This is a genomic window from Blautia sp. An46 (genome assembly GCF_002161645.1).
GTDB classification, from domain to species: domain Bacteria; phylum Bacillota; class Clostridia; order Lachnospirales; family Lachnospiraceae; genus Blautia; species Blautia ornithocaccae.
Genome location: NZ_NFIF01000001.1, coordinates 238207 through 264946, shown reverse-complemented (window position 1 = coordinate 264946; position 26740 = coordinate 238207). Strand labels below are relative to the sequence as shown.

At 45.3% G+C, this 26740-nt stretch carries 22 protein-coding genes, 1 tRNA gene and 1 other annotated feature; of the genes, 2 read left to right on the top strand and 21 right to left on the bottom strand.

Features of this window, described 5'->3' with window-relative positions; translation table 11 throughout:
• Positions 1–63: 63 nt before the first annotated feature.
• The 15 genes from B5G00_RS01230 to gdhA form a co-directional block, all read right to left on the bottom strand.
• On the bottom strand, positions 64–588 hold the full coding sequence (locus B5G00_RS01230) for a GNAT family N-acetyltransferase (RefSeq protein WP_087267257.1): 525 nt from the start codon (positions 586–588) through the stop codon (positions 64–66).
• A 29-nt stretch (positions 589–617) separates the two neighbouring features.
• On the bottom strand, positions 618–1127 hold the full coding sequence (locus B5G00_RS01225; protein WP_087267254.1) for a GNAT family N-acetyltransferase: 510 nt from the start codon (positions 1125–1127) through the stop codon (positions 618–620).
• 20 nt (positions 1128–1147) lie between these two features.
• On the bottom strand, positions 1148–1777 hold the full coding sequence (locus B5G00_RS01220; RefSeq protein ID WP_162613466.1) for a DUF3786 domain-containing protein: 630 nt from the start codon (positions 1775–1777) through the stop codon (positions 1148–1150).
• A gap of 58 nt (positions 1778–1835) precedes the next feature.
• The gene (locus B5G00_RS01215; protein WP_087267248.1) at positions 1836–2342 is read right to left on the bottom strand and encodes a GNAT family N-acetyltransferase; all 507 of its coding nucleotides are present in this window, start codon (positions 2340–2342) and stop codon (positions 1836–1838) included.
• Between the two features lie 90 nt (positions 2343–2432).
• A complete protein-coding gene (locus B5G00_RS01210) occupies positions 2433–3512 on the bottom strand; it encodes a S66 family peptidase (protein WP_087267245.1) in 1080 nt (359 codons plus the stop codon).
• 236 nt (positions 3513–3748) lie between these two features.
• Positions 3749–10801, bottom strand: coding sequence for a VaFE repeat-containing surface-anchored protein (locus tag B5G00_RS01205; protein ID WP_087267242.1), 7053 nt, complete (start codon positions 10799–10801; stop codon positions 3749–3751).
• 457 nt (positions 10802–11258) lie between these two features.
• Entirely contained in the window at positions 11259–11495 is a 237-nt protein-coding gene (locus B5G00_RS01200) for a holin (protein WP_087267239.1), read from the bottom strand.
• Between the two features lie 213 nt (positions 11496–11708).
• Positions 11709–11781 (bottom strand) — tRNA-Ala (locus tag B5G00_RS01195).
• A gap of 197 nt (positions 11782–11978) precedes the next feature.
• Positions 11979–12923, bottom strand: coding sequence for a D-2-hydroxyacid dehydrogenase (locus B5G00_RS01190; protein ID WP_087267236.1), 945 nt, complete (start codon positions 12921–12923; stop codon positions 11979–11981).
• Positions 12924–12958: 35 nt separating this feature from the next.
• Positions 12959–13552, bottom strand: coding sequence for an RNA polymerase sporulation sigma factor SigH (sigH, locus tag B5G00_RS01185; protein ID WP_087267232.1), 594 nt, complete (start codon positions 13550–13552; stop codon positions 12959–12961).
• A gap of 14 nt (positions 13553–13566) precedes the next feature.
• The gene (gene rlmB, locus B5G00_RS01180; protein ID WP_087267230.1) at positions 13567–14316 is read right to left on the bottom strand and encodes a 23S rRNA (guanosine(2251)-2'-O)-methyltransferase RlmB; all 750 of its coding nucleotides are present in this window, start codon (positions 14314–14316) and stop codon (positions 13567–13569) included.
• A complete protein-coding gene (locus B5G00_RS01175) occupies positions 14291–14740 on the bottom strand; it encodes a Mini-ribonuclease 3 (protein WP_087267227.1) in 450 nt (149 codons plus the stop codon). The genes rlmB and B5G00_RS01175 overlap by 26 nt, the downstream gene beginning before the upstream one ends.
• Positions 14725–16131, bottom strand: a complete 1407-nt coding sequence (cysS, locus tag B5G00_RS01170; protein WP_087267225.1) for a cysteine--tRNA ligase — start codon at positions 16129–16131, stop codon at positions 14725–14727. The genes B5G00_RS01175 and cysS overlap by 16 nt, the downstream gene beginning before the upstream one ends.
• Complete coding sequence (epsC, locus tag B5G00_RS01165; RefSeq protein WP_087267222.1) at positions 16118–16879, bottom strand: serine O-acetyltransferase EpsC; 762 nt, start codon at positions 16877–16879, stop codon at positions 16118–16120. The genes cysS and epsC overlap by 14 nt, the downstream gene beginning before the upstream one ends.
• A 62-nt stretch (positions 16880–16941) precedes the next feature.
• Positions 16942–17164: a binding site (T-box leader), on the bottom strand.
• A gap of 171 nt (positions 17165–17335) precedes the next feature.
• A complete protein-coding gene (gene gdhA / locus B5G00_RS01160) occupies positions 17336–18670 on the bottom strand; it encodes an NADP-specific glutamate dehydrogenase (RefSeq protein WP_087267220.1) in 1335 nt (444 codons plus the stop codon).
• Between the two features lie 286 nt (positions 18671–18956).
• On the opposite strand from gdhA, the gene B5G00_RS01155 reads away from it, so the two are divergent.
• Complete coding sequence (locus tag B5G00_RS01155; RefSeq protein ID WP_087267217.1) at positions 18957–19727, top strand: AraC family transcriptional regulator; 771 nt, start codon at positions 18957–18959, stop codon at positions 19725–19727.
• Positions 19728–19742: 15 nt separating this feature from the next.
• Here B5G00_RS01155 and ispF read toward each other — a convergent pair whose 3' ends face one another.
• The 4 genes from ispF to B5G00_RS01135 all read right to left on the bottom strand — a co-directional run bounded on the left by ispF (position 19743) and on the right by B5G00_RS01135 (position 24063).
• Positions 19743–20297 carry a 2-C-methyl-D-erythritol 2,4-cyclodiphosphate synthase gene (gene ispF / locus B5G00_RS01150; RefSeq protein ID WP_242971252.1) on the bottom strand — a complete coding sequence of 185 codons (555 nt, stop codon included), beginning with the start codon at positions 20295–20297 and terminating at the stop codon, positions 19743–19745.
• A 13-nt stretch (positions 20298–20310) separates the two neighbouring features.
• Positions 20311–22911 (bottom strand): heavy metal translocating P-type ATPase, encoded by a 2601-nt coding sequence (locus B5G00_RS01145; protein ID WP_087267211.1) that lies wholly within the window; start codon positions 22909–22911, stop codon positions 20311–20313.
• Between the two features lie 12 nt (positions 22912–22923).
• Complete coding sequence (locus tag B5G00_RS01140) at positions 22924–23184, bottom strand: metal-sensing transcriptional repressor (RefSeq protein ID WP_087267208.1); 261 nt, start codon at positions 23182–23184, stop codon at positions 22924–22926.
• A 99-nt stretch (positions 23185–23283) separates the two neighbouring features.
• Positions 23284–24063: a ZIP family metal transporter gene (locus tag B5G00_RS01135; RefSeq protein WP_087267205.1), complete on the bottom strand. Its 780-nt coding sequence runs from the start codon at positions 24061–24063 to the stop codon at positions 23284–23286.
• 247 nt (positions 24064–24310) lie between these two features.
• Here B5G00_RS01135 and B5G00_RS01130 point away from each other — a divergent pair, with 247 nt between their 5' ends.
• Positions 24311–24814 carry a DUF1648 domain-containing protein gene (locus B5G00_RS01130; RefSeq protein WP_087267202.1) on the top strand — a complete coding sequence of 168 codons (504 nt, stop codon included), beginning with the start codon at positions 24311–24313 and terminating at the stop codon, positions 24812–24814.
• A gap of 75 nt (positions 24815–24889) precedes the next feature.
• On the opposite strand, the gene B5G00_RS01125 is transcribed toward B5G00_RS01130, so the two are convergent.
• On the bottom strand, positions 24890–25579 hold the full coding sequence (locus B5G00_RS01125) for an L-ribulose-5-phosphate 4-epimerase (protein WP_087267199.1): 690 nt from the start codon (positions 25577–25579) through the stop codon (positions 24890–24892).
• On the bottom strand, positions 25580–26689 hold the full coding sequence (locus tag B5G00_RS01120; RefSeq protein ID WP_087267196.1) for a GntR family transcriptional regulator: 1110 nt from the start codon (positions 26687–26689) through the stop codon (positions 25580–25582).
• Between the last annotated feature and the right edge of the window lie 51 nt (positions 26690–26740).

Below are 26740 nucleotides of genomic sequence, written 5' to 3'. Positions count from 1 at the left end.
TTTCTGTCTCCTCTCCTGTTCATTGCTATGTTCATGAACTAAGTTTCTCGAAACTTTCCTTATTCAAATCTCATACTCATACAGATTAAAATCCGCCCAGCCTGTATCCTCATAGAAAATATTTAAAGAACCGGCATACTGGAATCCCACTTTCTCATAGAGCCTTTCCGCCGGCAAATTTCCCTCTAATACGTCCAGTCGAAGGGCTTTCAGTCCCATATCCTCTGCAATCTTCACAGCCTCTTCCATCATCCTTGTCCCAATTCCTCTGCCTGAAAATCCAGGGTGTACCCCAAAGGTATGTACGGCCATAACCTCACCTGGTCCAGCCTGGGTTTTCCAGGATATTTCCTGATATCTCTCATTGCATACCAGATTCAGGATCATACAGGCGGCAATCTTTCCCTCTGCTTCTCCGATATACAGTTCTTTCTTTTCCAGGGCTTCTTTGAGCATTTCTTCCCTAGGATAAATATCTTTTTTCCATCCCGGATTATATTCTGCATTCTGTACTTCTTCAATAAGGGAATCATAGAAAGCTTTTACTTTCTCTAGCTCTTCTACACTTCCGATTCTTATGGTAAACATGTCTTGTCTCCTTTAAAAATCCACTTTGGTCACATGCCGAATTCTTCCGGGTAGGTCACTGCTCCGTTGACAGGCGCCCCCTCCTCCCTTAGTTTCATCGCCATAAAATTAGGAGAGGGAATTCCTTCAGGAACCTGGATTCCCAGTTGTTCTGCAGGAATATAGCCGAATCTGGGATAATATTTCTCACTGCCCAGCACCAGAGAATAGGAATATCCCAGCTCTCTGGCAATCTTGTGTCCCTGCTCTATCAGGGCAGTTCCCACTCCCTGTCTCTGGAACTTAGGTTTTACTGACAGAGGCGCCAGCACAAGTACCGTATCCTCTCCCACCTTTGCTCTGGTAAACAGGATGTGCCCGGCCAGTTCTCCATCTATTTCCGCCACCAAAGATAATTCCGGTACAAAAGCAGAACCCTTTCTTAAAGCTTCTACCAGGTCCTGTTCATTGCCGTCTGCATGTTCTGCCGTTTCAAAAGCTTCCTTGACAAGTTTATATACTTCTCCATAATCTTTCTCAATTTCCTGTCTGATCTCCATAGCTACCTCCAAAATTTCTGTTAAAGTTTATTATCTTCTATCTCTTCCTCCAGCCTTTTTATCACATGGCTCATCATAAAATAAATGGTCTCATAATGAACGTAGTCCAGGATATTCTCATCCCACATAAACTTCAGCATTGCCGGAAACTCTTCATCGGAATACCAGAACTGGAAGACTGCAGGCAGGAAGGGAAAAATTTCCAGACGGAAACTCACATCTCCAACCCTCTCCGGAATACCTCCCAGCCTTTCACAGGCTCTGGCCAGCTCCCTGGTCTTCCCGTCAAAAAATTCTACTGATTTCTGGAAGATATTTCCTACTGTCCCGGAAGAAAATACCGTTCCCTTCAGACTGGTCAGACTGATATATTTTCCTGAGAGCCGGCAATCCGGCTTTGAATCGCAGAGCACGTCATAGATGGACATAGCCTCATTATAGCTGGTCTGGTCCCAGTTTCCCTCTGCCTTCTTCTGCACCTGTATTTCTCCGGTTTTCCGATTTATCTGATAGGGGCTGTTTACAAAAGTTATATAGATATACTCTGCATTACAGGCCAGCTGAAATTTCTCTATCATTTTTTCCTGGTCATATCGGAGAAATCTCTCTGCCATCTGTTCCTGCATAATCTGGTAATTGGACTTCTGCATTTTCATTCCCTCCCTGGTCTCTTTTCTGTTTCTATCTTTCTAAAATCTTCTGAGTTTATTATCCGTCAATGCATTTCCCATAGATACAAAGATCATAAATTTTGTTACCTTTGGTAACTGCCTTTTTCATAATACCTTCCAGCATAAATCCATTTTTCTCCAATACTTTTCTGGACGCTGTGTTAGGCTCATAAACCAGTCCAGTAATACGGATAAGATCCAGTTCCTTATAGGCCAAAGGGCATATCTGTTTCACCGCTTCTGTCATGATTCCCCTGGAATAGTATTCTTTTTTCAGCATATAGCCGATTTCTCCGTCTCTTCTGTAAACGTCTTCTTTTTTCTCCACAGAAATATTCCCTACGATCTTCCCATCTGCCAGGATTGCCCGAAAAACGCCTTCTTTTCCTTCCTGCTTCTCTGCCATGTTGATCCACCACTGGGCGTTGTCCTCTGTATATGGATAGGGCAGACGGTCAGACAAGAACTGCCGGTCTGCATTGTGGCATATTTCTGCCAGATCCTTTTTATCCTCCAAAGTCCAGGGTCTCAATTCTATTTTCATGGGTTATCCTCTCCTTTTCTTTACTCCATTCACTAATTTAGGCTGGATTCATCTATCCTAAACGTGCTTTCCGAGTTCATAAGCCTCTTTCTATGCTTCCCCGAACATGCTCTCAAGGAAAAGAATCCTATTGTCTTCTGCAAAAACTTCTGCTTCTACTCCGTAGGGAAGGACGCATCTTGGATAGGCATGGCCGAAATTCACATTATATACAATGGATAATTCCGGATTTCCCACAGCTTCCCGGTATACTTGTTTATACTTTTCATAGAAAACTTCGTCCTGAGGTTTTCCCGCCAGGATTCCTGTGATTTCTTCAAAAACGCCTCTTTCTCTCAGCATTGCCAGCTCTTTTGCCAGAAGTTCCGGTGCAGGCTTTTCCTCACAGGTTTCAATAAAGAGGATTTTCCCTCTCCACTCCTCTCTGTCCGGAAAAAGTCCGTATTTTTCACAGATTTCTTTTTCATCTCCGTATCTGGTTCCAGAAAGGGCATCGTAAATGCTCTCTGCACAGCCTCCCAGAAGTTTTCCCCGGAAATGGCCGCTGCCCTGCAGGATCTCAAATCCCTTTGAATCTTCATGGGCAGTCCTTTCTGTCCCCAGAGCCGCCTCAGAAAAGTCTTTCCGTTCCTCATACCACACAGGGCTCGGACAGATTTCTTTTTTCTCATGTCCGGCAAAATATCCCTGGAAATGTTCCCTGGTATATGGCAGCATTTCCTTTCCCATATCCGCCAGATCGCAGATAAAGCAAGGGCCGTAATAGGTAGTCATTCCCAGTTTATAAAACATCAGATGGTTAATGGTAGTATCGGAAAATCCGGTAAACAGCTTTGGCTTTTCTTTTACCAGCTCTGTAAATTCCTGGTCTTCCAAAAGATAAGGCAGGAGGCGGTAGGTGTCGTCTCCTCCTATGGCGCATATAACGCCTTTTATAGAATCGTCACGAAAGGCTGCTTTTAAATCCTCTGCCCTTGCCTGGGGATTCTTATTCAGATATTCCATGCCCTTTAAAGTATTTGGCATAAAAACTGGTTCCAGGCCAAATTCCCGAAGTCGTTTTATTCCCAATGTTATATTATGACGGCAAAAGTCCTCTCCCAGCATACCGCTGGAAAGACTGACTACAGCTACCTTATCGCCTCTTCTTAATGGCACAGGCTTTCTCATAATTTCCCCTCCTGTAATCAAAATAATCTGTGTCAGATGTACCTATTTTATCACAGACAGGTTCCTGCAACAACCTTCCCTCTAGACATTAAGGGATATTATACATGTAATCTTATTTCTGCTTTGCAGTATTAGGGGAAGAATAGGTGATCTATGCCAGTGCCATTAACGTACTGACCACTGTAGTCTGTATCGTGACTATGCCCCTGATGGCAGCCCATCTATACTTTGTAATTTTACCTGTTTTTCCGGCCTCTTTTCTTCTTTACTGCTGCGGCTGCCACAGCTCCTGAGAGAAGCAGCCCGCAGAAGATTTTCCCAAGAGGCGCCGGGTCTCCGGTCTTTGCCGGTGCAGCTTCAGAAGTTTTTGCCTTAGCAGGAGCTGTTCCGGAAGTTTTTGTATCTGACTCCGGCACAGCAGGCGTCTGAGTCTTATGCTCCGGATACTCTACAGTCTGGCCTTTATCATCAATGTCTGTATGGGCAGCCACCTCTTTATCGCCTACATACAGCCTTTCAAAAACAACGACAGCAGGATTTCTCAGGGCCGCGCTGTCAAAGATAAATTCCACTTCCACAGCTCCGTCGGCATTCTCGGCTGTAAAGGTTTTTTCCGCCCTTACTTGTTTTTCCTTATCCAGCACTGGTTCCCCTGTCCTCTTGTCCATGAGGATGCCCTTTACTGTATATTTCTGACCTGGAATCAGATTCTTATAAGTCACCGTATCTGTGAGCTCCGTCTTTTCCTTCCGGATACCCTCCTGACGTCCAGAAGTTTTATCCTTGGCCTGGGTACTCAGAGCCGGATAATGGACGCTCTGGTCCTCATCATTGACATCTGCATGAGTTCCCACTTCCACACCGTTGTACAGGATATCTTCAAAAACAACTACTGTCTGCCCTGCAAGGAGTGTGGAATCCAGCTCATATACCAGTTCAATGCTGCCCTCTGCCTTCTCAGCTGTAAAAGTCTTCTCCGCTGTAATCTTCCTCTCCCCACTGTCCTTTATCGGTTCTCCTGTCTCCTTATTCATGAGGGTTCCTCTTACTGTGTACTCTTTGCCGGAAAGCAGACCTGTATAGGTCACAACATCTACTACCGTTGCTTTCTCACTGACAGTTCCGGTATGCCCTCCTGCAGCACCATCATAAGCATTTGTCCGAAGCTGCGGAATGGTCACTGTCTGGCCTTCATCGTTAATATCCTTATGTTCCCCAATCAGCTTATCGTTGATATAGAGTTCTTCATATACTACTACCTGACGCCCGGCCAGCATAGAAGCATCAAAGGTATATTTTAGGTCTACTGCTCCATTGGCCTCTTTTGGGGTAAACTCTTTTTCTGCTGTCACAGCTTTATCATTGAGCAGCAGTTCTTTTCCTGTCTCTTTATCCATCAGCACGCCTTTCAGGATATATTTCTGTCCCGAAAGCAGGTTCTTGTATGATACGGTATCTATGAGCGTTACCTTACCGGCACTGGCAATATGATCCTTTGTGCTGCTGTCTTTAGCCGTAGTTCCAATAACTGGGAAGCGGACACTCTGATCTTCATCTTCAATATCTGTATGGCTTCCCACTTCCTTGTCCTCATAATACAAACGTTCAAAGGCAACTACCGTCTTTCCGGCCAGAGCCCTTCCATCAAAAGTAAAGGTAATCTCCACAGAGCCGTCAGATTTTTCTGCAGTAAAAGTCTTCTCTGCTGTTACAGGCTTTCCATCCGCCAATAATTCTTTGCCGGCAGACTTGTCCATCAGAGTTCCCTTTACTGTGTACTCTTTGCCTGGAATCAGTCCTTTATAGGTAACGGTATCTGCAATGGTCACTTTGCTGTCCGGATTGCTGTTATGCGTTCCCGTTTCCTTATCAAGGGCAATTGTGCCAATCTCCGGGATATAAATAGTCTGGCCTTTGTCTTTGATGTCTTTATGCTCAGCAATGCTTATTTCGCTCTGGTACAGTTCCTCAAATACCACCAAGGCATGTCCTGCCAGAGAGGAAGCATCAAATGTAAAGGTCACATCTACAGTTCCAGAGGGTTCTTCTGGTGTGAAAGTTGTCTCGGCAGTCACTTCCTGTTCTCCCACTATTATAGCTTTCCCGGTTTCCTGGTCCATCAGGATTCCCTTCAGAGCGTACTCTGTTTTGGGTGTCAGATTGTTATAGGAAACTGTATCTACCAATGAGACCTGTCCTGCTGCTGAGAACTGTGTCCCGGATACAGCGTCTTTTACTGTAGTGCCGATTTCAGGGAAGTAAATGGTCTGGGCCTCATCATGGATGTCTGTATGTACTGCATAGACAGTATCATTTCTTTCCAGGTTTTCAAAGACTACAAGGGTCTTTCCAGCCAGATTGCTTCCGTCAAAGGTAAAAGTCACGTTTACAGTACCGTCAGCAGTTTCCGGCTTAAAGCTGGTTTTTGCAGTCACTTCTTCTCCTTCAGGGTCTTTTACCGGTTCCCCGGTCTCCTTGTCCATAAGGGTTCCGGTAAGCTTGTATTTCTTTCCTGGCTGCAGGTTCTTATAGGAAACGGTATCCACCAGAGTAATCTCTTTATCTGCTTTTGCTATATTAGATTTTGTTTCCTTGACCATAACCTTTGTCTCGATTTTTGGGAAATGGATTGTCTGGTCTTCATCTGTGATATCCCTATGCTCTGCAATCAGACTGCCGTTTAGATACAGCTCCTCAAACACAACAACATCTGCTCCGGAAAGCTTCCTGCTGTCAAAAGTAAATTCCATCTCTACAGTTCCATTTACTTTCTTTGGAGTAAAAGTCTTTTCTGAAGTAATGGGATCTCCTTTTTCATCTGTCACCGGCTCCCCGGATTCTTTATTCATCAGAATCCCTTTTAATGTGTATTCTGCCCCCTTATTCAGGTTGGTATATTCTACCGTATCTGCAATAGTCGTATTTTCTCCTGCCGGGGCATAATGCTCTTCTGTATCACTGTCCACAGCAGCAGTGGAAATTTCTACAAGTTCACTGTCATCTGTCAGAGTTCCCAGTGGAATCGTATAGCTGTCCCGATATACGGTAATTTCAATGGATAACAGTTTGTACCCTTCATTAGCCTCACATCTTTGCTCTTCAAGCAGGTAAATATCATAAGGCAGCGCCCCTTTCTCATCATTTACCGGCACTTCTTTTTCTGTGGTTCCAGAAAACCACAGGCCATCTTCCGAAGTCTCTCCCCGGTTGGTGTTCTGGCTGTGGGGATTCCATGAAGAAGAAGTGTCCACCAGACCATTTTTGTCTGATACTATGATATGCGATTCTCCTGTGGTCTTGCTGGTAATCTTAAAGGGTACATTTGCCAGACGTTCCAGGGTGCTGTCAGCTGCTTTGACAAAATTCAGGTCTCCACGTTTTATCTGGTTTTTTATTGCTCCCTCATTGTTGTCCAGGCTTACCCTCCTGCCGTCTTCCCGAATCCGGAAGGTCTTTGGCTCTTTCCCATCCGGCAGGTATCCGTCCGGTTCCTGAACTTCTTCAACCTCATAGGTACCATAAGGCAGCCAGTCTTTTGCAGACGCCCAAAGGCCCTTTTCGTTGGTTTCCACAGTTGCAATGACTTCTCCTGGAGCATATAACTGGCCCGCTACCAGGACTGCTTTTGCAGACCGGTTGGTAATGGTAAATTTAGCGCCGCCCAGGACCGCATTTCCCTGAGGCTTACGTTCATCAGTCTCCAGGCTCCACTTGGCAATGGTAACGCCGCCGCGGATCACTTCATTCTTGATGGCGGTTTCCCCGGTGTTCATCTGCAGGATTCTGCCGTCTTCCCGGATTTCAAAATCCCGGACAATAGTTCCTCCAGAAGTATAACCGGTAGGAGGAACGATTTCTTTCAGCTGATAATCTCCATATGGCAGGAAGTCTGCTGCTGTGCTGGTTTTACCATCCTTATCCGTCTTTAAGACCGTGATGACCTCCCCTTTTTTATATTCCTTTCCACCTATAAGGACTGTACGGTCATTCCTGGAAATGAGTTGGATCTGAGATCCCTCCAGACTTGCATCTCCCTGGGGTACACGCTGTTCCAGTTCGCTGTCCCACTTTTCTACAGCAACGCCCCCACGGATTACTTCATTTTTAATGGCTGTATCTGAAGTATTCATCTGAACGACCTTTCCATCTTCCCGGATTTCAAAATTCCGAGTAATGGTCCCCTCCGATGTATAACCAGTTGGGGGAATGCTTTCTTTCAGCTGGTAATTCCCATAAGGAAGCAGGTCTGCCGCTGTGCTGGCTTTGCCGTTCTTATCTATAGTAAGAGTTGCGACCACTTCATTTTTTGTATAGGATGTTCCATCCACTAAGACTTCATGATCGTTCTGAGAAATAATCTGAATCTTTGCGCCTTCCAAGTCTGCAGTTCCCTGAGGTTCTCTCTTATCTTTCTCACTGTCCCATTTTTCTACAGCTACACCGCCGCGGATCACCTCATTCTTGATAGCTGTACCAGATGCGTTCATCTGGACGATCTTTCCATTTTCTCGAATTTTAAAGCTTCGGATAATGGTCCCTACTGATGTATAGCCAGTTGGGGGAACGCTTTCTTTTAGCTGGTAGTCTCCGTATGGAAGAAGATTTGCTGCTGTGCTGGCCCTGCCATCTTTATCTGTTATAAGAGTAGCGACCACTTCACCTTTTTTATATTCCTTCTCCCCTACAATGACCGTTTCATCATTCTGGGAAATGATCTGAATCTGGGCTCCTTCCAGACTTGCGGCTCCCTGGGCAGCTCTTTTGTTCAGTTCGCTGTCCCACTTTTCTACAGCAACGCCCCCACGGATCACTTCATTTTTAATGGCTGTATCCGACGTGTTCATCTGAACAATCTTGCCATTTTCCCGGATTTCAAAGTTCCGTGCAGTTGTGCCGGCGGAGGTATAACCAGTTGGCGGAACACTTTCCTTAAGCTGATAGCTTCCGTATGGAAAATAACTGGCCCCCGTACTGGCTCTGCCGTTCTTATCAGTGGTAAGGACAGTAATCACTTCCCCCTTTTTGTAGGTCTTTCCTTCTATCTGGATCTCCTGGTCGTTTTGGGAGATGATCTGGATTTTTGCTCCTTCCAGGTCTGCAGCTCCCTGGGATTCTCTTTTATCCTTCTCACTGTCCCATTTTTCTACAGCTACCCCGCCGCGGATAAGTTCTTCCTTACTGGTCACAGATTTGTAGAACACCTCTGACATAGTATCTTCTGCCGTAAGATCTACTGTGTAAGTCTGAGGATCTATCTGATATCCGGGAGACGCTGTTTTCTCTTTCACTGTATAGGTACCCAGAGGCAGTCTGCCGCTTTCCGCCTTTCCATCTTTATCTGTGGTCAGGGTCCCCGCCACTTCATCACTGCTGTTTCGGATTTCATACACCGCTCCTTCCAGGCTGCCCTGGGCCTGCGCCCTATTTATTTCTGAATCCACTTTCTGAAGCCGGATAACTCCTTTCTGAGGAGTTTCTGGTACAGTTGGCTGATTATATGTAGCTACTGTCTCGGCTGTTCCCTCAGAAGTTATCTGTCGGATAAAAATCTCATGATTGAGCAGGTATCCTGCCGGAGCTTTTGTTTCCTGAACAGTTACCGTTCCCAAAGGCAGTGTTGTCTGTCCATTGGGCATATAATAGAAATCGTCCCCGGAAACTTTCCCACTGTCTTCTAATCTTACTTCACCATTTTCTTTTGTCTTCAAGACCCAGGTCCTTTCTGGATTTATCCCCTGTTGAGCCGGGTCCGTATCATAAAGTCCCTTGTAATATTTCACTGTAAACTCTGCATCTGCCAGAGAAGCTGTGCCCTGAGGTCTATTCTGGTTTGTTTCTGCATCTATTTTGCTTAACAGCACTGTAACCGGATTGCTCTGAGGGATGTCCTGGCAGCTATAGGTAACTGTCTGGCCTGCTGTAACTGTAACTGTTGCCGAAGCTGTATCCAATGCATATCCTTTCGGGGCTTTCAGTTCCCGAATATGGTAATTGCCTTCCGGTATCTCATCAACTCTGGCGTAGCCCTTTTCATCAGTGACTAATGTTGCAACCTGTTCCTCTGTCTCCTGGATATACACCCCATACTCAGCTCCGGCAAGACTGCCGTATGCCCAGTTGCCCTCTGTCCATTCCGGATTTTCAGAGGACTTCTGAAGTTCAATGGATCCGTTCTGGATATCCCAGCAGCCGCCCATGGTCTGTCCACTGCCATCCATATTGAAATAAAAAGCTTCAAAAGAAGCCGGCGGATCCGGAAGGCTTTCAATATTACTGATCTCCCACAACAATGCTTCTTTTAGTTCATCTGGAGTTCCCAAAAACGCATCCATATCTCCGGTGTAGCAGTATGCAACAATACAATGGCTCATGGCATACTCGCTCTCTTCGTTCCAGTTGTCAGAGCCCAGATTTCCAAAAGTGGAAGTGTATACCTCATACCCAGGACCTCCAAATACATAATACATAGCCTTACGCAGAAGTCCCTCTCCCATAGCTGTGGTTTCGTAATATCCATCGGAAGGTGCCGCTTCTCTGGGCTCCAGACAATAAGCATAACGGCCATCTACATGGAACCAGTGAGTATAATAATCATAATAATAGACTCTTCCGCCAGCATCCAGATAAATGGTTTCTCTGGGAGCCAGGAGGTTCATTTCTCTGCTGACCTTAAAATTAGGAAGGGTATTGTTCTCTGCTGCTGTTTCACCACTTTCGTTGCTGTTCTCTGTCTGCTCCCTCTGTTGTTCCACCGAAGACTGCTCTTCTTCCGTTTCTGCCGGAATCTCTTCGACCCGTTCATCCATATCCTGGTTGTCCGCAGGTTCTTCTGTTCGTTCTGATAATTCTTCTTTAAAACCAGCCTGGATACTGCCTGTCTCGTCTGTCTGGAACTGAGTTATATACGTCCCCTCTTCTCCTGGCTGGAAAGATGTAATCTCTTCCTTAACTTTCCCTGTATCTGTCATGGTTTTGTAGAAAGCTATCTGGTATCCCGGATCCGGTATCACCCTGATATCCAGAAGATTTCCTGGGGAGCATTCCAACATAAGGGGCTCCTGTATGGTTGCTTCGCTGATGTTTCCCGCCTCGTCTTCTATCTGTATACTCCCTTTTCCTTCTGTGACTGATATCTGGAGTTCTATTTTCTCTTCTGTTTCCTGCTCTTTTACAATTTCCTCAGCCTCTCCAGTCTCTGCCCCGGCAAAAGCCTGGGCTGTTGGAAAGAAAGAAGAAATGCATAAAACTGCAGTCAATAGATATGCCATAGTTCTTTTAAATTTTTTCATATCTGTCCTCCTCTCATTTTCCTGGTTTCAGCAATAAAAAGATACATAAATACTGTCTCTCCTGGAGCCCCCTTCCGGGAATATAAGCCCAATGGAATCACCTCCTTCCCACTGACAAAAAAACATAAGGATTTCGATAACTATTGTTTGGAACATATGGTGTGAACGCACCGCAAGAATAGGCCCAAAGGCAATGAAATGTACATTGAACAGATAACAAATTAAACGGTAATTTTAAAATATGGAAACATCCGCGGCTTTGACCATCCGCAAGGATATGAAATAGAATAAAAAATATGTATTATAAAGAATTGTACAGAATACACACTCCTGACAAAAGGACTCCTTTGTCCACATGAGTATCCGTTTATGTTAGTATATACCGGATTTCTAAAAGAATCAACACCCTATATAACCAAAAAAGGCGCCATTTTTCGGCACCTTTTCCTGGGCGGTGTTACCCGCCCTCTGAACCTCCCACTTCCGGAATACCGGCAATAGAAGTTAATATACTGATCACTCCGGCCATCACTGACGCAGACAGAACATATTTCCAGTCTACCTGCCCCAGAGCTGCCGCTGTTCCGATTCCTGCAATCGCTGCCTGGGCTACGGTCTTTACTGCGCGGATTCCTGCTGCTTTCAGCCATTTTCGGTTATCCACAGATACTTTAAACACACAATTTTTCAGCACTGCTCCTCCCCCTTTCTTTCCAGAGCTTTTTCCGGCAAGAGCAGACTTCTTATCAGGGAAGAAAACCAGCTGTCATTTTAGCCTTCCCGGCTGTCCTCCCTACTATAACAATATGCAGAAATTAAATATCTGTGACCCCATGGACCAACTGTATACAGGTTTTATGTCACTTAGAGCAAAAGAAAAAAGCCCGTAAATACGGACTTTTTGAAGTGGAGCATACGGGACTTGAACCCGTGACCTCCACACTGCCAGTGTGGCGCGCTCCCAACTGCGCTAATGCCCCATGCACCTTATTATAACACGTATTTTCACAAATGCAAGAAAAATTTCTTCAATTCCAAAACTTCATGTCTCAGTCAGTCATAAAAATTAGGATAGAAAAAAGCTGACCCAAGCTTCCTTGCAGAAGTTTTTTTCTATCCTAAGGCATATGATACCGAGTCATATGACTGAATAGGCAATTTCACTACTATTCAGCCTTCAGCTAACCTTCACCAGATTCCGCAGTTCTTTCCCGGACAGATATCTCCTCAAATTCTCTGCACAGATATCTACTACATTATCCAGGGTTACGGAAAGATGATAGCCTCCTGAAACATGAGGGGTAATAAAAACCTGAGGCATATCCCAGAGAGGATGTTCCGAAGGAAGGGGCTCCGGATCTGTCACATCTAATGCAGCCCCGGCCAGCCTTCCCTCTTTCAGGGCCTGGCACAGGTCTTCCGCCGATACGGTATCTCCCCTTCCTCCGTTCAGGAAAAAGCTTCCCGGCTTCATTAGATCAAAATACTCTTTGTCAAACATACCTCTGTTCTCTTCTGAACTTGGAAGAAAGGATACCACTGCATCAGCTCTGGGAAGAAGAGCCTTGATATCCTCCTGAAGATGAAGTTCGTCTACATACTCCGGGCAGGGGCTGTAGGTTCTCTTAATCCCAATGACATAGGCCCCGAGAGCATGAGCCAGCCGGGCAAAATGTTTCCCGATATCTCCCAGACCAAGGATCATCACCGTAGCATCACTGATAGAAGTGACCGCTCCCTGATCTCCCCATTTATGGGCCTTTTGATCATCCCGATAGAGATGGAGTTTTTTCTGCATTGCCAGCAGCATAGCAAACATATGCTCTGACACTGTCTGTCCGTAAGCGCCGCTGCAGGATGTAAGAAGCCTGTCTCCCATGATTTCTTCTTTTGCATAAACATCAAAGCCTGCGGAATTAAGCTGCAGCCATTCCAGCTTTTTGGCTTTTTTCACTATTTCTGGAGGAATATTTCCCAGAATGATCTCAGCCTGGTCTGCCAGTTCCTGGGTAACTTCCTCTGGTCTGCAGAAAATAATCTCTGCGTCTTTTGCAATTTTTTTCAGCAGTTCCCGATGTTTTTCCTTTATGGGAATCACTGTAAGTATCGTTTTTCCTTTCATAGAGCACCGCCTCTCTTCACAGCAATCTTTCTATATCAAAGGGTTTCCATAAGATCATGGATTTTATTCCGTATCCTTTGAAGGGCATTGTCAATAGATTTCGGTGACTTTTCCATCTGCCGGGCAATCTGATGATAATCCTTTCCCTCCAGATAAGCTCTCAGCACCTGATTCTCAAAGGGACTGAGCCTTTCTTTAATTTTTTCCTGCATCAGATTTGTACTTTCCCTGTCAATAATAATCTCCTCAGGGTTCTGCTGCTTTGTGTCCTCTGTATTTTTCAAAGGGCTGTTCTCTTCACTTAAAGAAATATAGGAATTCAAAGGTCTGTGCTTCTGTCTTCCTGAAATCTCAATTGCCTTATAAATCTGCCTTTCCACACACAGACTGGCAAAAGTGGCAAAGGAAGCATTTTTAGATGGACGATAGTCCCGCACTGCCCGGAACAGTCCGATCATCCCTTCCTGGATCAAATCCTCCTGCTCGCCTCCGATCAGGAACATGGCATGGGCTTTCTTTCGGACCATGCCCTTATATTTATCGATCAAAAACTCTTCCAGTTTCTTTTCTCCGTTCTGTGCACGGCGGATGAGCTCTTCATCTGGAATTCCTTCATACTCTTTTATCATAACTGAAACCTGTACTATTTACTTAATCTCTGCCTTACGATCTCATAAGCAAGAACCCCCGCTGCCACAGAGGCGTTTAAGGAGTCTATATCTCCTTTCATGGGAATTGATGCAATGAAATCGCATGTTTCTTTCACAAGCTTGGACACTCCCTGGCCTTCATTGCCGATTACCAGTCCTATAGGACCTTTCAGGTCCAGGTCATACATCTGAGTGCCTCCCATGTCTGCGCAGACAAACCAGATGCCTTCTTTTTTCAGGCTCTCAATGGTCCTGGCAATATTGGTGACCTTTGCCACAGGCGTATAATTCAGCGCTCCTGCAGAGGTTCTGGCTACCACAGCGGTAAGTCCTGCTGCCCGATTCTTAGGAATGATCACCCCGTGAGCTCCCGCTAAATTAGCAGTACGGATAATCGCGCCCAGGTTATGAGGGTCTTCAATATTATCCAGCACAAAAAGGAATGGGGGCTCTCCTTTTTTTCTGGCAGCCTCCAGAATGTCCTCTACCTGGGCGTAGGCATAAGCTGCCGTCTGGGCGATAACTCCCTGGTGAGTCCCTGTCCTGGACATCTGGTCCAGACGTTCTTTCTTTACAAATTTTACTATGGTATTCTGCTTTTTCGCTTCCCGAAGGATGGTCCTTACAGGGCCGTCCTCACAGTGCTCCAGCACAAAAAGTTTATCTACAGTCCTGCCGGAACGAAAAGCTTCCAGCACTGCATTTCGTCCCTCGATATTACTTTCCTGGAATCTGTTCTCCATCTTCTTCTCCTTCCTGAATCCCCAGCTTTACCAGCTCCAGTATCCTCTCCTGCTGCTCTGTAAGATACAGATACCCCATAAGAGCCTCAAAGCCTGTGGCTCTCCGATAATCAGACATAGTAGCGTTTTTTGCCATGGTATAAGACTTGGCATTTCTTCCTCTCCGGAAGATTCCCAGCTCCTCTTCTGTTAAATGGGGTTTCAGCTTTTCAATCATTTCTGACTGGGCGGAAGCCTTCACCAGCTTATTGGCCCTCTGGTTCAGTTTATTCACCTGGGTATTGCCCTGCTCTACTAAAAGAGTACGGATAACCAGCTCATAAACTGCATCTCCGATATAAGCCAGCGTCAGAGGCGAATAAGTCCGGATATCCGGCTCTGTCAGTCCGAAAAGCTCTCTGAAATATCCTAAGCCCTTTTCCATTGTACGCCTTCTCTCGTATCTTTCAGAATGATCCCCATAGCGGCAAGCTGGTCTCTGATCTCGTCTGCCCGTTTGAAATTCTTTTCTTTTCTGGCAGCCTGACGTTCAGCAATGAGTTTTTCCACATCTTCATCCAGCATTTCCTCTTCTTTATCTACCAGCAGTCCCAAAACGTCGCTTAATCTGACAATGGTGTCGAAAAGATACTGGATAAAGCCTTTGCTGCTTTCTCCGCTGCCATGAGTATTTGCAAATTTCACCAATTCGAAGATGGCGGCAATAGCATCTGCTGTATTGAAATCATCTTCCATGGCCTCTTCATATTTTTTTACATAACTCTGAACTTCCTCTGCAAGTTTTGCCTCTTCTTCTGTCATGGTATCCCCCTGGGCAGATTTGGCAAGGCGTTTTAACTGGTCTACGCAGGTGATGATCCTGTCAAGAGCATTCTTAGAAGCTTCCATCAGCTCTGCACTGAAGTTTAAGGGACTTCTGTAGTGGGCATTCAGCATAAAGAACCGCAGGACCTGAAGGTCGTATTTCTCACCAATTTCCCGTACTGTAAAGAAATTCCCCAAAGACTTGGACATTTTCCGGTTATCAATATTCAGGAAAGCATTGTGCATCCAGTATCTGGCAAAGATTTTTCCGTTGCAGCACTCAGACTGGGCAATTTCATTCTCATGATGAGGGAAGATCAAGTCCTCTCCTCCTGCATGGATATCGATTTCTTCACCCAGATATTTTTTAGACATCACGGAGCACTCAATATGCCATCCCGGACGTCCTTCTCCCCATGGAGATACCCAGTAAGGCTCTCCTTCTTTTTTCGGCTTCCACAGAACAAAATCCAACGGGTCTTCCTTCTGGTCTTCTCCGGAAACCTGAAGAGAACGGAAGCCAGACTGAAGGTCTTCCAGGTTCTTATGGGAAAGTTTTCCGTATTCATGAAAATTTTTGACCCGGAAATAAACAGTGCCGTTAACCTCATAAGCATAGCCTTTGTCAATCAGGGTCTGGATCATCTCAATCATCCCGTCAATCTCCTGGGTAGCCAGAGGATGGGTAGTTGCCGGTCTCACATTCATATCTGCCATATCTTTTTTGCACTCTTTGATATAGCGGGTAGAAATCTCCTCAGCGCTGACCCCTTCCTCTATGGCCTTTGCTATGATTTTGTCATCAACATCCGTAAAATTCGATACATAATTTACTTCATAACCTTTGTACTCCATATATCTGCGGACTGTGTCAAAGACAATCATAGGCCTGGCATTTCCAATATGGATAAAGTTATAGACCGTAGGTCCGCATACATACATTTTCACTTTTCCTTCTTCCAAAGGAATGAATTCTTCTTTTCTCTTTGTCAGGGTATTATAGATTTTCATTTTCTTCTCCTTTTTTCTTTGCTTTTTCTAATTGCTGTCTGTGCTCTTCTTCAGCCTTTTCTCTGGCTCTGCGGCACAGCTCTTCTTTTTCCCTCATATCCTGGAGCTCATAGCTCATCTTCTGGATTTCAGAGCGCAGACGCTCATTTTCTCTCTGAAGTATATGGATATCATCCAATGTAGGATCTGGCAGATGTACCTGGTCCATATCAATCCTGGGTACCTTCTTGTTCTCTCTTCTTACTACTCTTCCCGGCACTCCCACTACGGTACAGTTAGGAGGCACTTCCTCAAGCACCACGCTGCCGGCACCGATCTTGGAATTTTCTCCGATGGTAAAGGATCCCAGTATCTTGGCGCCTGCACTGACCATCACATTATCCTTTAATGTGGGATGACGCTTTCCAGTCTCTTTTCCAGTTCCTCCCAGGGTCACGCCTTGATACAGAGTTACATTGTCTCCGATAATGGTAGTCTCTCCTATGATCACTCCTGCCCCATGGTCAATAAATAATCCTTTTCCTATTTTTGCCCCTGGATGAATTTCAATACCTGTCTTTCTGGCTGCTCTCTGGGAAATCCACCTGGCCAGGAAATAGTGACCCTTTTCATACAGCTTGTGGGCCCTTCTATATTGGATCATCACCCGGAAACTAGGATACAGCAGTACCTCCAGAGGGGATTTAATTGCCGGATCCCTTTCCTGGATCACCTGAAATTCTTCCTTAATACGTCCGATGAATCCCATTCTCTCACCTCAATTCTAAGTAAATTTTTCTTATAAAAAGAAAATCCCTATATCCCAAAGGATATAGAGACGAATATTTCCGCGGTTCCACTCTACTTGAAGACATCTGTCTTCCGCTTATCTGCCCATAACGCTGGCCTGCGTGCCCGACTGTGTTCTGATGAACAGTCACCGGACCGGCTCCCGAATGCACTTTCCCGGATTTCTCTATAAAAGGGCTTTCAGCCGGCGGCCCCTTCTCTCTGGATAAATCTGTCCGGTACTCTTTTCGTTCTATGCCTTTCCATATCTTCTATTAGTTTATTCATAAAACCGAATTTTGTCAATAGGAAAGAAAAAGGCCGCTGCATGAAACATATATCAGGAATATGATCATTCTCGATTTCTGTTCCGTGCAGCAGCCTCGCTTCTATATCCAAAATGCGGAGGATAATAGAAATCTGATTTCAAATAGTATTAGCAGATACCCTGTGCCAGCATTGCGTCTGCAACTTTCTCAAATCCAGCTGCATTGGCGCCTACTACATAGTTTCCTTCGTATCCGTATTTCTTAGCTGCGTCAGCCATATTGTGGCAGATGTTTACCATAATGCCTTTCAGCTTCTCATCAACTTCTTCAAAACTCCAGCTTAAACGCTCGCTGTTCTGTGACATTTCCAGAGCGGAAGTAGCCACACCGCCTGCGTTTGCAGCTTTACCAGGTGCGAAAAGAATGCCGTTTTCCTGTAAATACTTTGTAGCTTCAAGAGTTGTAGGCATATTAGCACCTTCTGCTACAGCAAAGCAGCCGTTAGCTACTAACTGTTTTGCATCCTCAATGCCCAGTTCGTTCTGTGTAGCACATGGAAGAGCCACATCACATTTTACGCTCCATACGCCTTTTCCTTCATGGTATTCAGCGTTTGGTCTGTAGTTCTTATACTCTGTAAGACGAGCACGTTTTACTTCTTTAATCTCTTTCAGTGCAGCCAGGTCAATACCTTCCGGATCATATACCCAGCCTGTGGAATCAGAACATGTTACTGGTTTTGCTCCTAACTGATAAGCTTTCTCGATAGCATAGATAGCAACATTTCCTGCACCAGATACGGCTACAGTCTTTCCTGCGATATCTTTGCCGTTAATTTTCAGCATTTCCTCTGTAAGGTACAGCAGACCATATCCTGTAGCCTGTGTTCTTACCAGAGAACCACCGAATGTAAGACCTTTTCCTGTAAGAACGCCTTCATAAGCATCACGGATTCTCTTGTACTGTCCAAACAGATAGCCAATTTCTCTTCCGCCTACACCGATATCACCTGCCGGTACATCTGTGTCAGGTCCGATATGACGATATAACTCTGTCATAAAGCTCTGGCAGAATGCCATTACTTCTCTGTCTGATTTTCCCTTTGGATCGAAGTCAGAACCACCCTTGCCGCCGCCGATAGGCAGGCCGGTCAGAGAATTTTTGAAAATCTGCTCAAATCCCAGGAATTTAATAATTCCAAGATATACAGAAGGATGGAATCTCAGTCCGCCCTTGTATGGTCCGATGGCGCTGTTAAACTGTACGCGGTAACCTTTGTTTACCTGTACATTTCCGTTGTCATCTACCCAGGGAACGCGGAACATGATAACTCTTTCCGGCTCTACCAGACGCTCCAGAAGAGCTTCCTTGCGGTATTTCTCTTCATTAGCTTCTACAACCGGCTTTAAAGACTCCAGTACCTCTCTTACCGCCTGATGAAATTCAGGTTCGCCTGGATTTTTCTTCTCAACTAACTCAATTACTTCATCTACGTATGACATGGCTTTCCTCCTGTTGTTTCACTTTTTTTACTCTGTGTTGTATTATAAAGCCTTTATGAATATTTTGCAAGTTTATTTTTCTTTTCCTGCATATTTTTTAATTATATCTGTTATTCCAGATTATTATAGCATCTTTTTTGAATTCTTTTTATCTCTCCGTTTCATTTACTTTACCTCTCTACATCGGAGCCGTGAGAAAGCCTTTCCAATACCGTTTTTCCCGGTGTTTTTTTCTTGTTTCTCAGCAGCCGGAAAGCTATAATATCCTTTAAAGAGGTATTGTTTTATGATCGTATATGAATATTATCATTTTGGAGACCAGCAGGAAATCTCCCTTTATCATATCCGGGAATTCAGCCATTTTGCCCATCTGCACAGGAGCTATGAGCTTCTCCGCCTGAAAAGCGGAAAGCTTATGGCCACTGTAGACGGAAGAGAATTTCTTATGCAGCCCGGAGACCTTATCCTGATTCTACCCTATGAAATTCATTCTTATACAAATCTGGGAGGCGCAGAATGTCAGGTAAATGTTTTTTCCCCGGATTATATCCAGGAATTTTATAAGATGACTGCCAAAAAGGCTCTGAACCATCCGGTCTTCCGTCTGGAAGATCAGGTCTTCTCTTCTATGGAGAAGCACCTGTTCATAGACAGTTCAAAGCCTTTATACTGTAAAGCCTGTTTATACTATATTGCCGCCCGGCTTCTGGAAGAATCCGGGCTTTCTCCCCGGACAGCTCCTTCCTCAGACTTGCTCCATCAGATCCTGATCTATATTCAGGACCATTATCTGGAAGCACTGACTCTTCAGGACCTGGCCGTCCATCTGGGCTACAGCCGGCTGTATATCTCCAGATTTATCAACAGCCATCTGAGTCTCTCCTTTACGGATCTGGTAAATCAGCACCGGATAAACTACGGCGCCCATCTTCTGCGTACCACTGATATGCCAGTCAGCGACATTGCCTTTTCCTGCGGCTACAATAGTCTCCGGTCTTTTAACCGGTGTTTTAAGGATATCCTTCATGTCACTCCCAGGGAATACCGCAGCCAGTGATTTTCCCTCTGCGGTTCAGTCTTCCTGTTCTTCCGGTGTCTGCTGCTGACAGCATCCCTGACAAGAAGGAACGCTTCTGTCATCTCCCATAAGGTCCTGGATACTGGTAAGGGTGCATATGGCATGAGCGGAAATCCCTTCCATACTGCCGGTAAAGCCCAATCCTTCCTCTGTAGTGGCCTTGATATTCACCTGATTTTCCTCCAGGTGGAGAGCCTGGGCTACATTTTTGATCATGGTATCTATATAAGGGAGAAGCTTCGGCTTCTGGGCAATAATGGTAGCGTCTATATTATTGATCACATACATATTTTCTTCCAGAAGTTTTCCCACATGCTGAAGAAGAATAATACTGGAAATTCCTTTATACTTTGGATCTGTATCCGGAAAATGCCTTCCGATATCCCGCAGGGCCGCCGCCCCTAAAAGAGCATCCATAATGGCATGTACCACCACATCTGCATCAGAGTGCCCCAAAAGCCCCTTTTCCCAGGGGATATTTACTCCCCCCAGGATCAGGTCTCTTCCTTCTGTCAGTTTATGGACATCATATCCCATTCCAACCCGTATCATGGCTCTTCTCCTATTCTACAGATACAACTTCGTATCCAGCGTCAACTACAGCCTTGGTCAGTTCTTCTTTACTTACAGAATCTGCTGCCTCCACATAGGCTTCTTTTTTCTCCAGATCCACCTCTGCCTTTACGCCTTCAATACCGTTTAAAGCTTTTGTCACTGCTGCCTGGCAGTGAGGGCACATCATACCTTCAATCTTCATTGTATACATATTCATTTCCTCCTTATTTTCAACCGCTTCTGCGGAAGTATTTACTATCTGTTTTTTTCCTGTCTGTCCATTGATTTTTTCTGTTGTCTGAACAGTACCGTCCTCTTCCTTCTGGGGCTTTTTCAGCACATGGAAGAATCTCAGTCTAAGGGCGTTGGATACTACGAAAAGGCTGCTTAAACTCATAGCCGCTGCGCCGAACATAGGACTTAATTTCAGTCCCAAAGCCGTATAGAACACGCCTGCTGCCAGGGGAATCCCGCACACATTATAGAAAAAGGCCCAGAAAAGGTTTTCCTTAATATTCCGGATCACTGCTTTACTCAGGCTGATTGCAGTCACTACATCCAGCAGGTCGTTTTTCATCAGAACAATATGCGCGCTTTCAATAGCCACATCAGTGCCTGCGCCAATGGCAATCCCCACATCTGCTCTGGCAAGAGCCGGAGCGTCATTGATACCATCCCCTACCATTGCTACCTTCTGACCATTTTCCTGAAGCTTTGCCACTTCTCTTTCTTTATCCTGGGGAAGGACTTCTGCGATCACCGTATCAATATCCAGCTGCCGCTGAATGGCCTTTGCGGTTCTTTCGTTGTCTCCTGTAAGCATGATAACCTGAATTCCCATTTTTTTCAACTCCCGGATAGCCTGAGCGCTGGTAGATTTTACTATATCTGCAGCTCCCACTACACCCAGAAGCTCTTTCTCATCAGCAAAAAGCAGAGGCGTCTTTCCCTCCCCCGTAAGGGTCTCCAGATAATCTTTAATACCGGTGCAGTCTATCCCCTTTTCCTTCATCAGCCGGAGATTTCCTGCATAATATTTCTTTCCTTCAATAACTGCTTCTATACCCATGCCTGCCACTGCGGAAAATTCTGAAGCCTCCGGCAGGGAAATCTTTTCCTCCTCAGCTTTTGCGAGAACTGCTTCTGCAAGAGGGTGTTCGCTTTTTTTCTCCATAGCCGCCGCAATCTTCAGCAGCTCTTTACTGTCTGTCTTTACACCGTGGATATCTGTGACTGCCGGTTTTCCCTGGGTAATCGTTCCTGTCTTATCCAGGACCACACTCTGAATATTGTGGGTAACTTCCAAGGCTTCTCCTGATTTGATCAGAATGCCGTTTTCTGCTCCTTTTCCTGTTCCTACCATAATAGCCACAGGAGTTGCCAGTCCCAGAGCACAGGGGCAGGAAATGACCAGAACGGAGATGGCGCAGGACAGAGCAAATTCAAACTCTGCCCCTGCCAGCAGCCATACAACAGCAGTGATCAGAGCAATAGTCATAACAATAGGCACAAAAACTCCTGCAATCTTGTCTGCGATCTTGGCAATGGGAGCCTTGCTGGCACTGGCATCTTCCACCAGACGGATAATCTGGGAAAAAGTAGTGTCATCTCCTACTTTAGAAGCTTTCATACGGAAGAATCCGGCCTTATTCATAGTTGCGGCGATAACTGAGTCTCCCGGCACTTTCTGGACCGGAATACTCTCTCCTGTAATAGCTGCCTCGTCAATGCTGGTAACTCCCTCCAGCACCACTCCGTCAGCCGGGACACTGCTGCCAGGCTTTACCTGAAGGATATCCCCGATCTGGATTTCCTCTGCGGGAATCTCTACCACTGTTCCGTTCCGCTCCGCGAAAGCAGTCTTTGGCGCCATATCCATCAGTTTATTAATAGCCTCGCTGGTCTTCCCTTTTGACCGTGCTTCCAGATATTTTCCAATATTGATCAGTGCCAGGATCATTACCGCTGACTCGAAATACAAGTCATGAAGATACCGGTTCACCAGATCCATATCCTGAACCCCCAGTCCATATCCCATACGGTAAATAGCGAAAACACCATACACCAGAGAAGCTGCAGAACCAACGGCGATCAGGGTATCCATATTAGGAGCCCCATGGAGTAATGTGCTGAAGCCTTTTGTATAGTAAGCCCTGTTAATATAGATTACCGGAATACACAGCAGAAACTGAGTCATGGCAAATCCCACTGCGTTTACTGTACCGTGGAGAAATCCGGGAAGGGGCAGGCCGATCATATGCCCCATGGAAACATACATCAGGGGAATCAAAAAGATAAAAGACCAGATTGTCCTTTTCTTCATATATTCCATATGCTCCTGTACCGGATTTTTCTTATTTTCTTTTAAGCTCTCTCTTGTATCAGAAGCTTTCTTTTTTCCCTGGACACTGGCTCCATAACCTGCGTGGACCACTGCATCTATGATTCCCTGCTCCTGGATCACTGCATCATTGAATTCCACCTGCATACTGTTGGTCAGCAGATTCACGCTGACCTCATTTACCCCTTCCAGCTTGCTGACGCATTTCTCCACTCTGGAGGAGCAGGCAGAACAAGTCATCCCTGTTACATCAAATTTTTCTTTCATAATGATGTCCTCCTACAAAATTTTTCCAAGCATGGCTACCAGCTCGTCTACTTTCTCTTCCCGTTCCTCATCTGTCTTGGCCCCTGTTACACAGCTCTTCAGATGAGCGGTAAGAATCTCTTTGTTGGCCTTGTTCAAAATAGCTTCTGTGGCCATAAGCTGCTGGGAAATATCCATACAGTACCGGTCTTCTTCCACCATTTTCAGGATTCCGTCTATCTGTCCTCTGGCCGTCTTCAGCAGCCGGTTAATTTTACTTTTATCTGCTTTCATTTTATTTCCTCCCTACACCCCAGGGGGGTATTATTCTTGACGAAATTAGTATAGCATACAAAAAAGAGAAAAGCAAGGCGCTTTTCTCTTTTTTCCAATTCATCCTAATGCTACATCTAAGATCATCATCAGGACAAAACCTGCTGCAAAGCCTATGGTCCCTACATTGCTGTGTTCTCCTTGGCCGGTCTCTGGAATCAGCTCTTCTACTACTACATAGAGCATAGCTCCTGCTGCAAAGGCCAGAAGGTAGGGAAGAAGGGGTTCTATAAAACTGAATAAAACTATGGTGAGCAAAGCTCCCAATGGCTCCACTGCTCCTGAAAGAGTTCCATACAAAAAGGCTTTTCCTTTTCCCATGGCCTTCTCGCTCTTCAGGGGAAGGGATATAATAGCTCCCTCCGGAAAATTCTGTATGGCGATTCCCACAGACAGGGCCATGGCTCCTGCAAAAGTAATCTGGGTATTATCAGCCATCATTCCTGCAAATACCACTCCTACTGCCATTCCCTCAGGAAAATTATGAAGCGTCACTGCCAGCACTAGCATCGTTGTCTTTTTCAGATTACTCTTTCGTCCTTCGGGCTTCGATTCTCCCAGATGTAAATGAGGGATCAGACGGTCCATTGCCAGAAGAAAAAAAATCCCCAGGAGAAAACCCACTGCGGCTGGCAGGAAAGCAAGCTTTCCCATACTCTTTGACATATCCATAGCAGGGATCAGCAAAGACCACACAGAAGCGGCTACCATGACCCCGGAAGCAAAACCTAAAAGCCCTTTCTGGACCAGAGGCTTCAGCTCATCTTTCATGAAGAAAACACTGGCAGACCCCAGGCAGGTCCCAAGAAAAGGAACCATAATTCCCATAAAAAGTTCCATGTCCATCTCCTTTATTGTCTTTTTCTGTTTTATTGTTTATCAGCTTACCCCATGATATCATACTCCGGAACAAAACGCATGAACTTTTTGTACTTTATGATTAAGATATGCAGTATTTTAAAAAATGACTCAGAAAGGATTTGTAACTTATGACAGAATTTCTGTTTCTCATGCAAAGGTATTTCTCCACTTATGAAAACCTGCTACAATCTCCTTATAAGAAAGAGATTATTCAGGAGGTGCGCTTATGGCAGAAAAAAATTTTTATGAAAATCCCAGAATCCCCAGATATCCCAATACTGGCTTTCAGAAAGCGCTGAATCTTTTTTCTGTTCTTGCGCTGGTCTTTACCTTTCTATATCCGCTGCTGAAATGGAACCAGCTTCCAGATACCATCATTACTCACTGGGGGTTCAGCGGCCAGCCAGACGGCTGGGGACCAAAAGGTTCTGTCTGGGCCGTTCCTGTAGCCAGTCTGGTCCTTTACCTGCCGCTGACCATACTGGAAAGATTCCCCTCTGTCTGGAATGTACCTGTCAAAACTACTCAAAAGAATGAACAGTGGGTTTATCAGAACATAAAAACCATGCTGATCCTCATGAAATTTCTCATGACAGCAGAATTTGCCGTGATTACATACCACTGTGTCCAGGAAAAAAATCTGAGTAATCTACATACGGCCCTGTTTCTGATCTTCCTTTTCGGCTCCATGATCTTTTTCATCATAAGAAGTACCAGAAAGTCGCCGTAAAACAGCACACCTGGAAATTCCTGCCCTCTCAAGGTAACAGATATTTTCCAGGTGTGCTTTTTTATTCTTTGACTATTATTTCTGTCCGTAATATGCGTTTGCCCCATGTTTTCTGTAATAATGTTTATCCTGAAGCTCCTGAGGCGCCGGCTGTACTCTGGGGTTGATCATCTCACATCTTGCAGCCATCTTAGCCACTTCTTCCAGCACAACAGCATTATGAACTGCCTCATGACCGTCTTTTCCCCAGGTGAAAGGTCCATGATTCTTGCAGAGAACTGCAGGAACTGCCTCGTAATCCTTATCCTTGAAATAATCCGCAATAAGCAGTCCTGTATTCTTTTCATATGCAGTGTCGATCTCTTCCTTTGTCAGACATCTCACACAGGGGATCTCACCGTACATATAGTCTGCATGAGTGGTTCCGTAGCAGGGGATACCTCTTCCGGCCTGAGCCCAGCTGGTAGCCCATGGAGAATGGGTATGAACGACGCCGCCGATTTTTAGGAAGGCTTTGTACAGTTCAATATGGGTAGGTGTGTCAGAAGAAGGATTATATTTTCCTTCAATCTTATTTCCTTCCAGGTCCATGATCACCATGTCTTCAGGTGTCAGCTTGTCATAGTCCACTCCGCTGGGTTTAATGGCAAAATATCCGGTCTCCCTGTCGATTTGGCTTACATTGCCCCAGGTAAAGGTTACCAGATTGTGTTTCGGCAAAAGCATATTTGCCTCGTAAACCGCTTTTTTCAGTTCTTCTAACATTTATTTTTCCTCCTTTTTCCTTCTGTCCTTCACAGAATTCCGCAGGATCAGTTCCGGCTGGATAAGCCTGGGAATCTGGCTTTTCTCTTCAGGAACCTCCCGTATCTTTTCCAGCAGCAGCTCCGCTGCCATTTCCCCCAGCTTCTCCTGGGGATGAACAATGGTAGTAAGAGAAACATCTCCTCCGGCCATCACCGAATTGTCATAGCCTGTCACAGAAATATCATCGGGCACATTTTTTCCCATTTCCCGCAGAACATGCACCACACTTACAGCAATCTGGTCGTTATAGCACACAATACCGTCCACAGAAAGTCCCTGCTCCAGAAGCAGTCTGGTCATCAGTCCCGGTTTCGTCTTTCTGTCCTCAGTATGGAACCAGATCACCCGGTCCGGGTCATAACTGAAACCGGCCTCCTGAAGAGCCTTAACATAACCTTTATGCCGCTCCTGTCCCTGGAAATCGTCTGCCTTAAAAATCCCCAGCAAATTTTTATGCCCCATGTCCAGAAGATATTTTGTCACCAGATATCCTCCCTGACAGTCATCCATGAGAATATGAGGTTTTTCTTTCATCTGAGAATAGACGCCCTGGATAAAGACATAAGGAATCTGATACTTGTCCAGCAGTCCATACAAGTTCATATGTCTGCAGAGAATCTGGCTTTTTGCCGGTTCAATGATCAGTCCGTCAATATCCTTGGTCAGGATATCCTCCAGGACCTTGGCTTCTTTTGTCCTGCTGTTGGCTGTATTTTTCAGGATAATGCTGTACCCATTTTCTGTAAGCACCCGGTCCATTCCCTGAATCAATCTGGGAAAAATATAGTCTGAAATATATGTGGTGATCACCGCAATGTTTTTGGATTGTTTCAGGTGTCCCATCCGCTGGGAACAAAAGGTTCCCCTTCCGTGTTCTGCCACGATATATCCTTCCTGTCCCAGGATAGACAAGGCTTTTCTCACCGTATGCCTGCTGATATGATATTTCTCAGAAAGCTGGTTTTCTGAGGGCAGCTTCTCTCCAGCCTTAATCTTTCCGCTGAGGATGGACTCTTTCAGTTCTTCCATCAGCACATAGTACTTTGTTTTTCCGCTTTCCTGTGTCATAACCTGCTCCTTTGGTAATATTCTACAACTTGTACGCACCTATTAACAAGT

Bases quoted from the DNA above. Each gene is read 5' to 3' on its own strand.
- B5G00_RS01155 (WP_087267217.1), top strand. From the start codon at position 18,957: ATGATCGTATATGAATATTATCATTTTGGAGACCAGCAGGAAATCTCC.
- B5G00_RS01220 (WP_162613466.1), bottom strand. From the start codon at position 1,777: ATGCAGAAGTCCAATTACCAGATTATGCAGGAACAGATGGCAGAGAGA.
- B5G00_RS01140 (WP_087267208.1), bottom strand. From the start codon at position 23,184: ATGAAAGCAGATAAAAGTAAAATTAACCGGCTGCTGAAGACGGCCAGA.
- epsC (WP_087267222.1), bottom strand. From the start codon at position 16,879: ATGGGATTCATCGGACGTATTAAGGAAGAATTTCAGGTGATCCAGGAA.
- B5G00_RS01215 (WP_087267248.1), bottom strand. From the start codon at position 2,342: ATGAAAATAGAATTGAGACCCTGGACTTTGGAGGATAAAAAGGATCTG.
- B5G00_RS01175 (WP_087267227.1), bottom strand. From the start codon at position 14,740: ATGGAAAAGGGCTTAGGATATTTCAGAGAGCTTTTCGGACTGACAGAG.
- B5G00_RS01230 (WP_087267257.1), bottom strand. From the start codon at position 588: ATGTTTACCATAAGAATCGGAAGTGTAGAAGAGCTAGAGAAAGTAAAA.
- B5G00_RS01130 (WP_087267202.1), top strand. From the start codon at position 24,311: ATGGCAGAAAAAAATTTTTATGAAAATCCCAGAATCCCCAGATATCCC.
- sigH (WP_087267232.1), bottom strand. From the start codon at position 13,552: ATGATAAAAGAGTATGAAGGAATTCCAGATGAAGAGCTCATCCGCCGT.
- B5G00_RS01145 (WP_087267211.1), bottom strand. From the start codon at position 22,911: ATGAAAGAAAAATTTGATGTAACAGGGATGACTTGTTCTGCCTGCTCC.
- cysS (WP_087267225.1), bottom strand. From the start codon at position 16,131: ATGAAAATCTATAATACCCTGACAAAGAGAAAAGAAGAATTCATTCCT.
- B5G00_RS01135 (WP_087267205.1), bottom strand. From the start codon at position 24,063: ATGGAACTTTTTATGGGAATTATGGTTCCTTTTCTTGGGACCTGCCTG.
- B5G00_RS01205 (WP_087267242.1), bottom strand. From the start codon at position 10,801: ATGAAAAAATTTAAAAGAACTATGGCATATCTATTGACTGCAGTTTTA.
- rlmB (WP_087267230.1), bottom strand. From the start codon at position 14,316: ATGGAGAACAGATTCCAGGAAAGTAATATCGAGGGACGAAATGCAGTG.
- B5G00_RS01210 (WP_087267245.1), bottom strand. From the start codon at position 3,512: ATGAGAAAGCCTGTGCCATTAAGAAGAGGCGATAAGGTAGCTGTAGTC.
- B5G00_RS01225 (WP_087267254.1), bottom strand. From the start codon at position 1,127: ATGGAGATCAGACAGGAAATTGAGAAAGATTATGGAGAAGTATATAAA.
- B5G00_RS01125 (WP_087267199.1), bottom strand. From the start codon at position 25,579: ATGTTAGAAGAACTGAAAAAAGCGGTTTACGAGGCAAATATGCTTTTG.
- gdhA (WP_087267220.1), bottom strand. From the start codon at position 18,670: ATGTCATACGTAGATGAAGTAATTGAGTTAGTTGAGAAGAAAAATCCA.
- B5G00_RS01120 (WP_087267196.1), bottom strand. From the start codon at position 26,689: ATGACACAGGAAAGCGGAAAAACAAAGTACTATGTGCTGATGGAAGAA.
- B5G00_RS01190 (WP_087267236.1), bottom strand. From the start codon at position 12,923: ATGAAAGGAAAAACGATACTTACAGTGATTCCCATAAAGGAAAAACAT.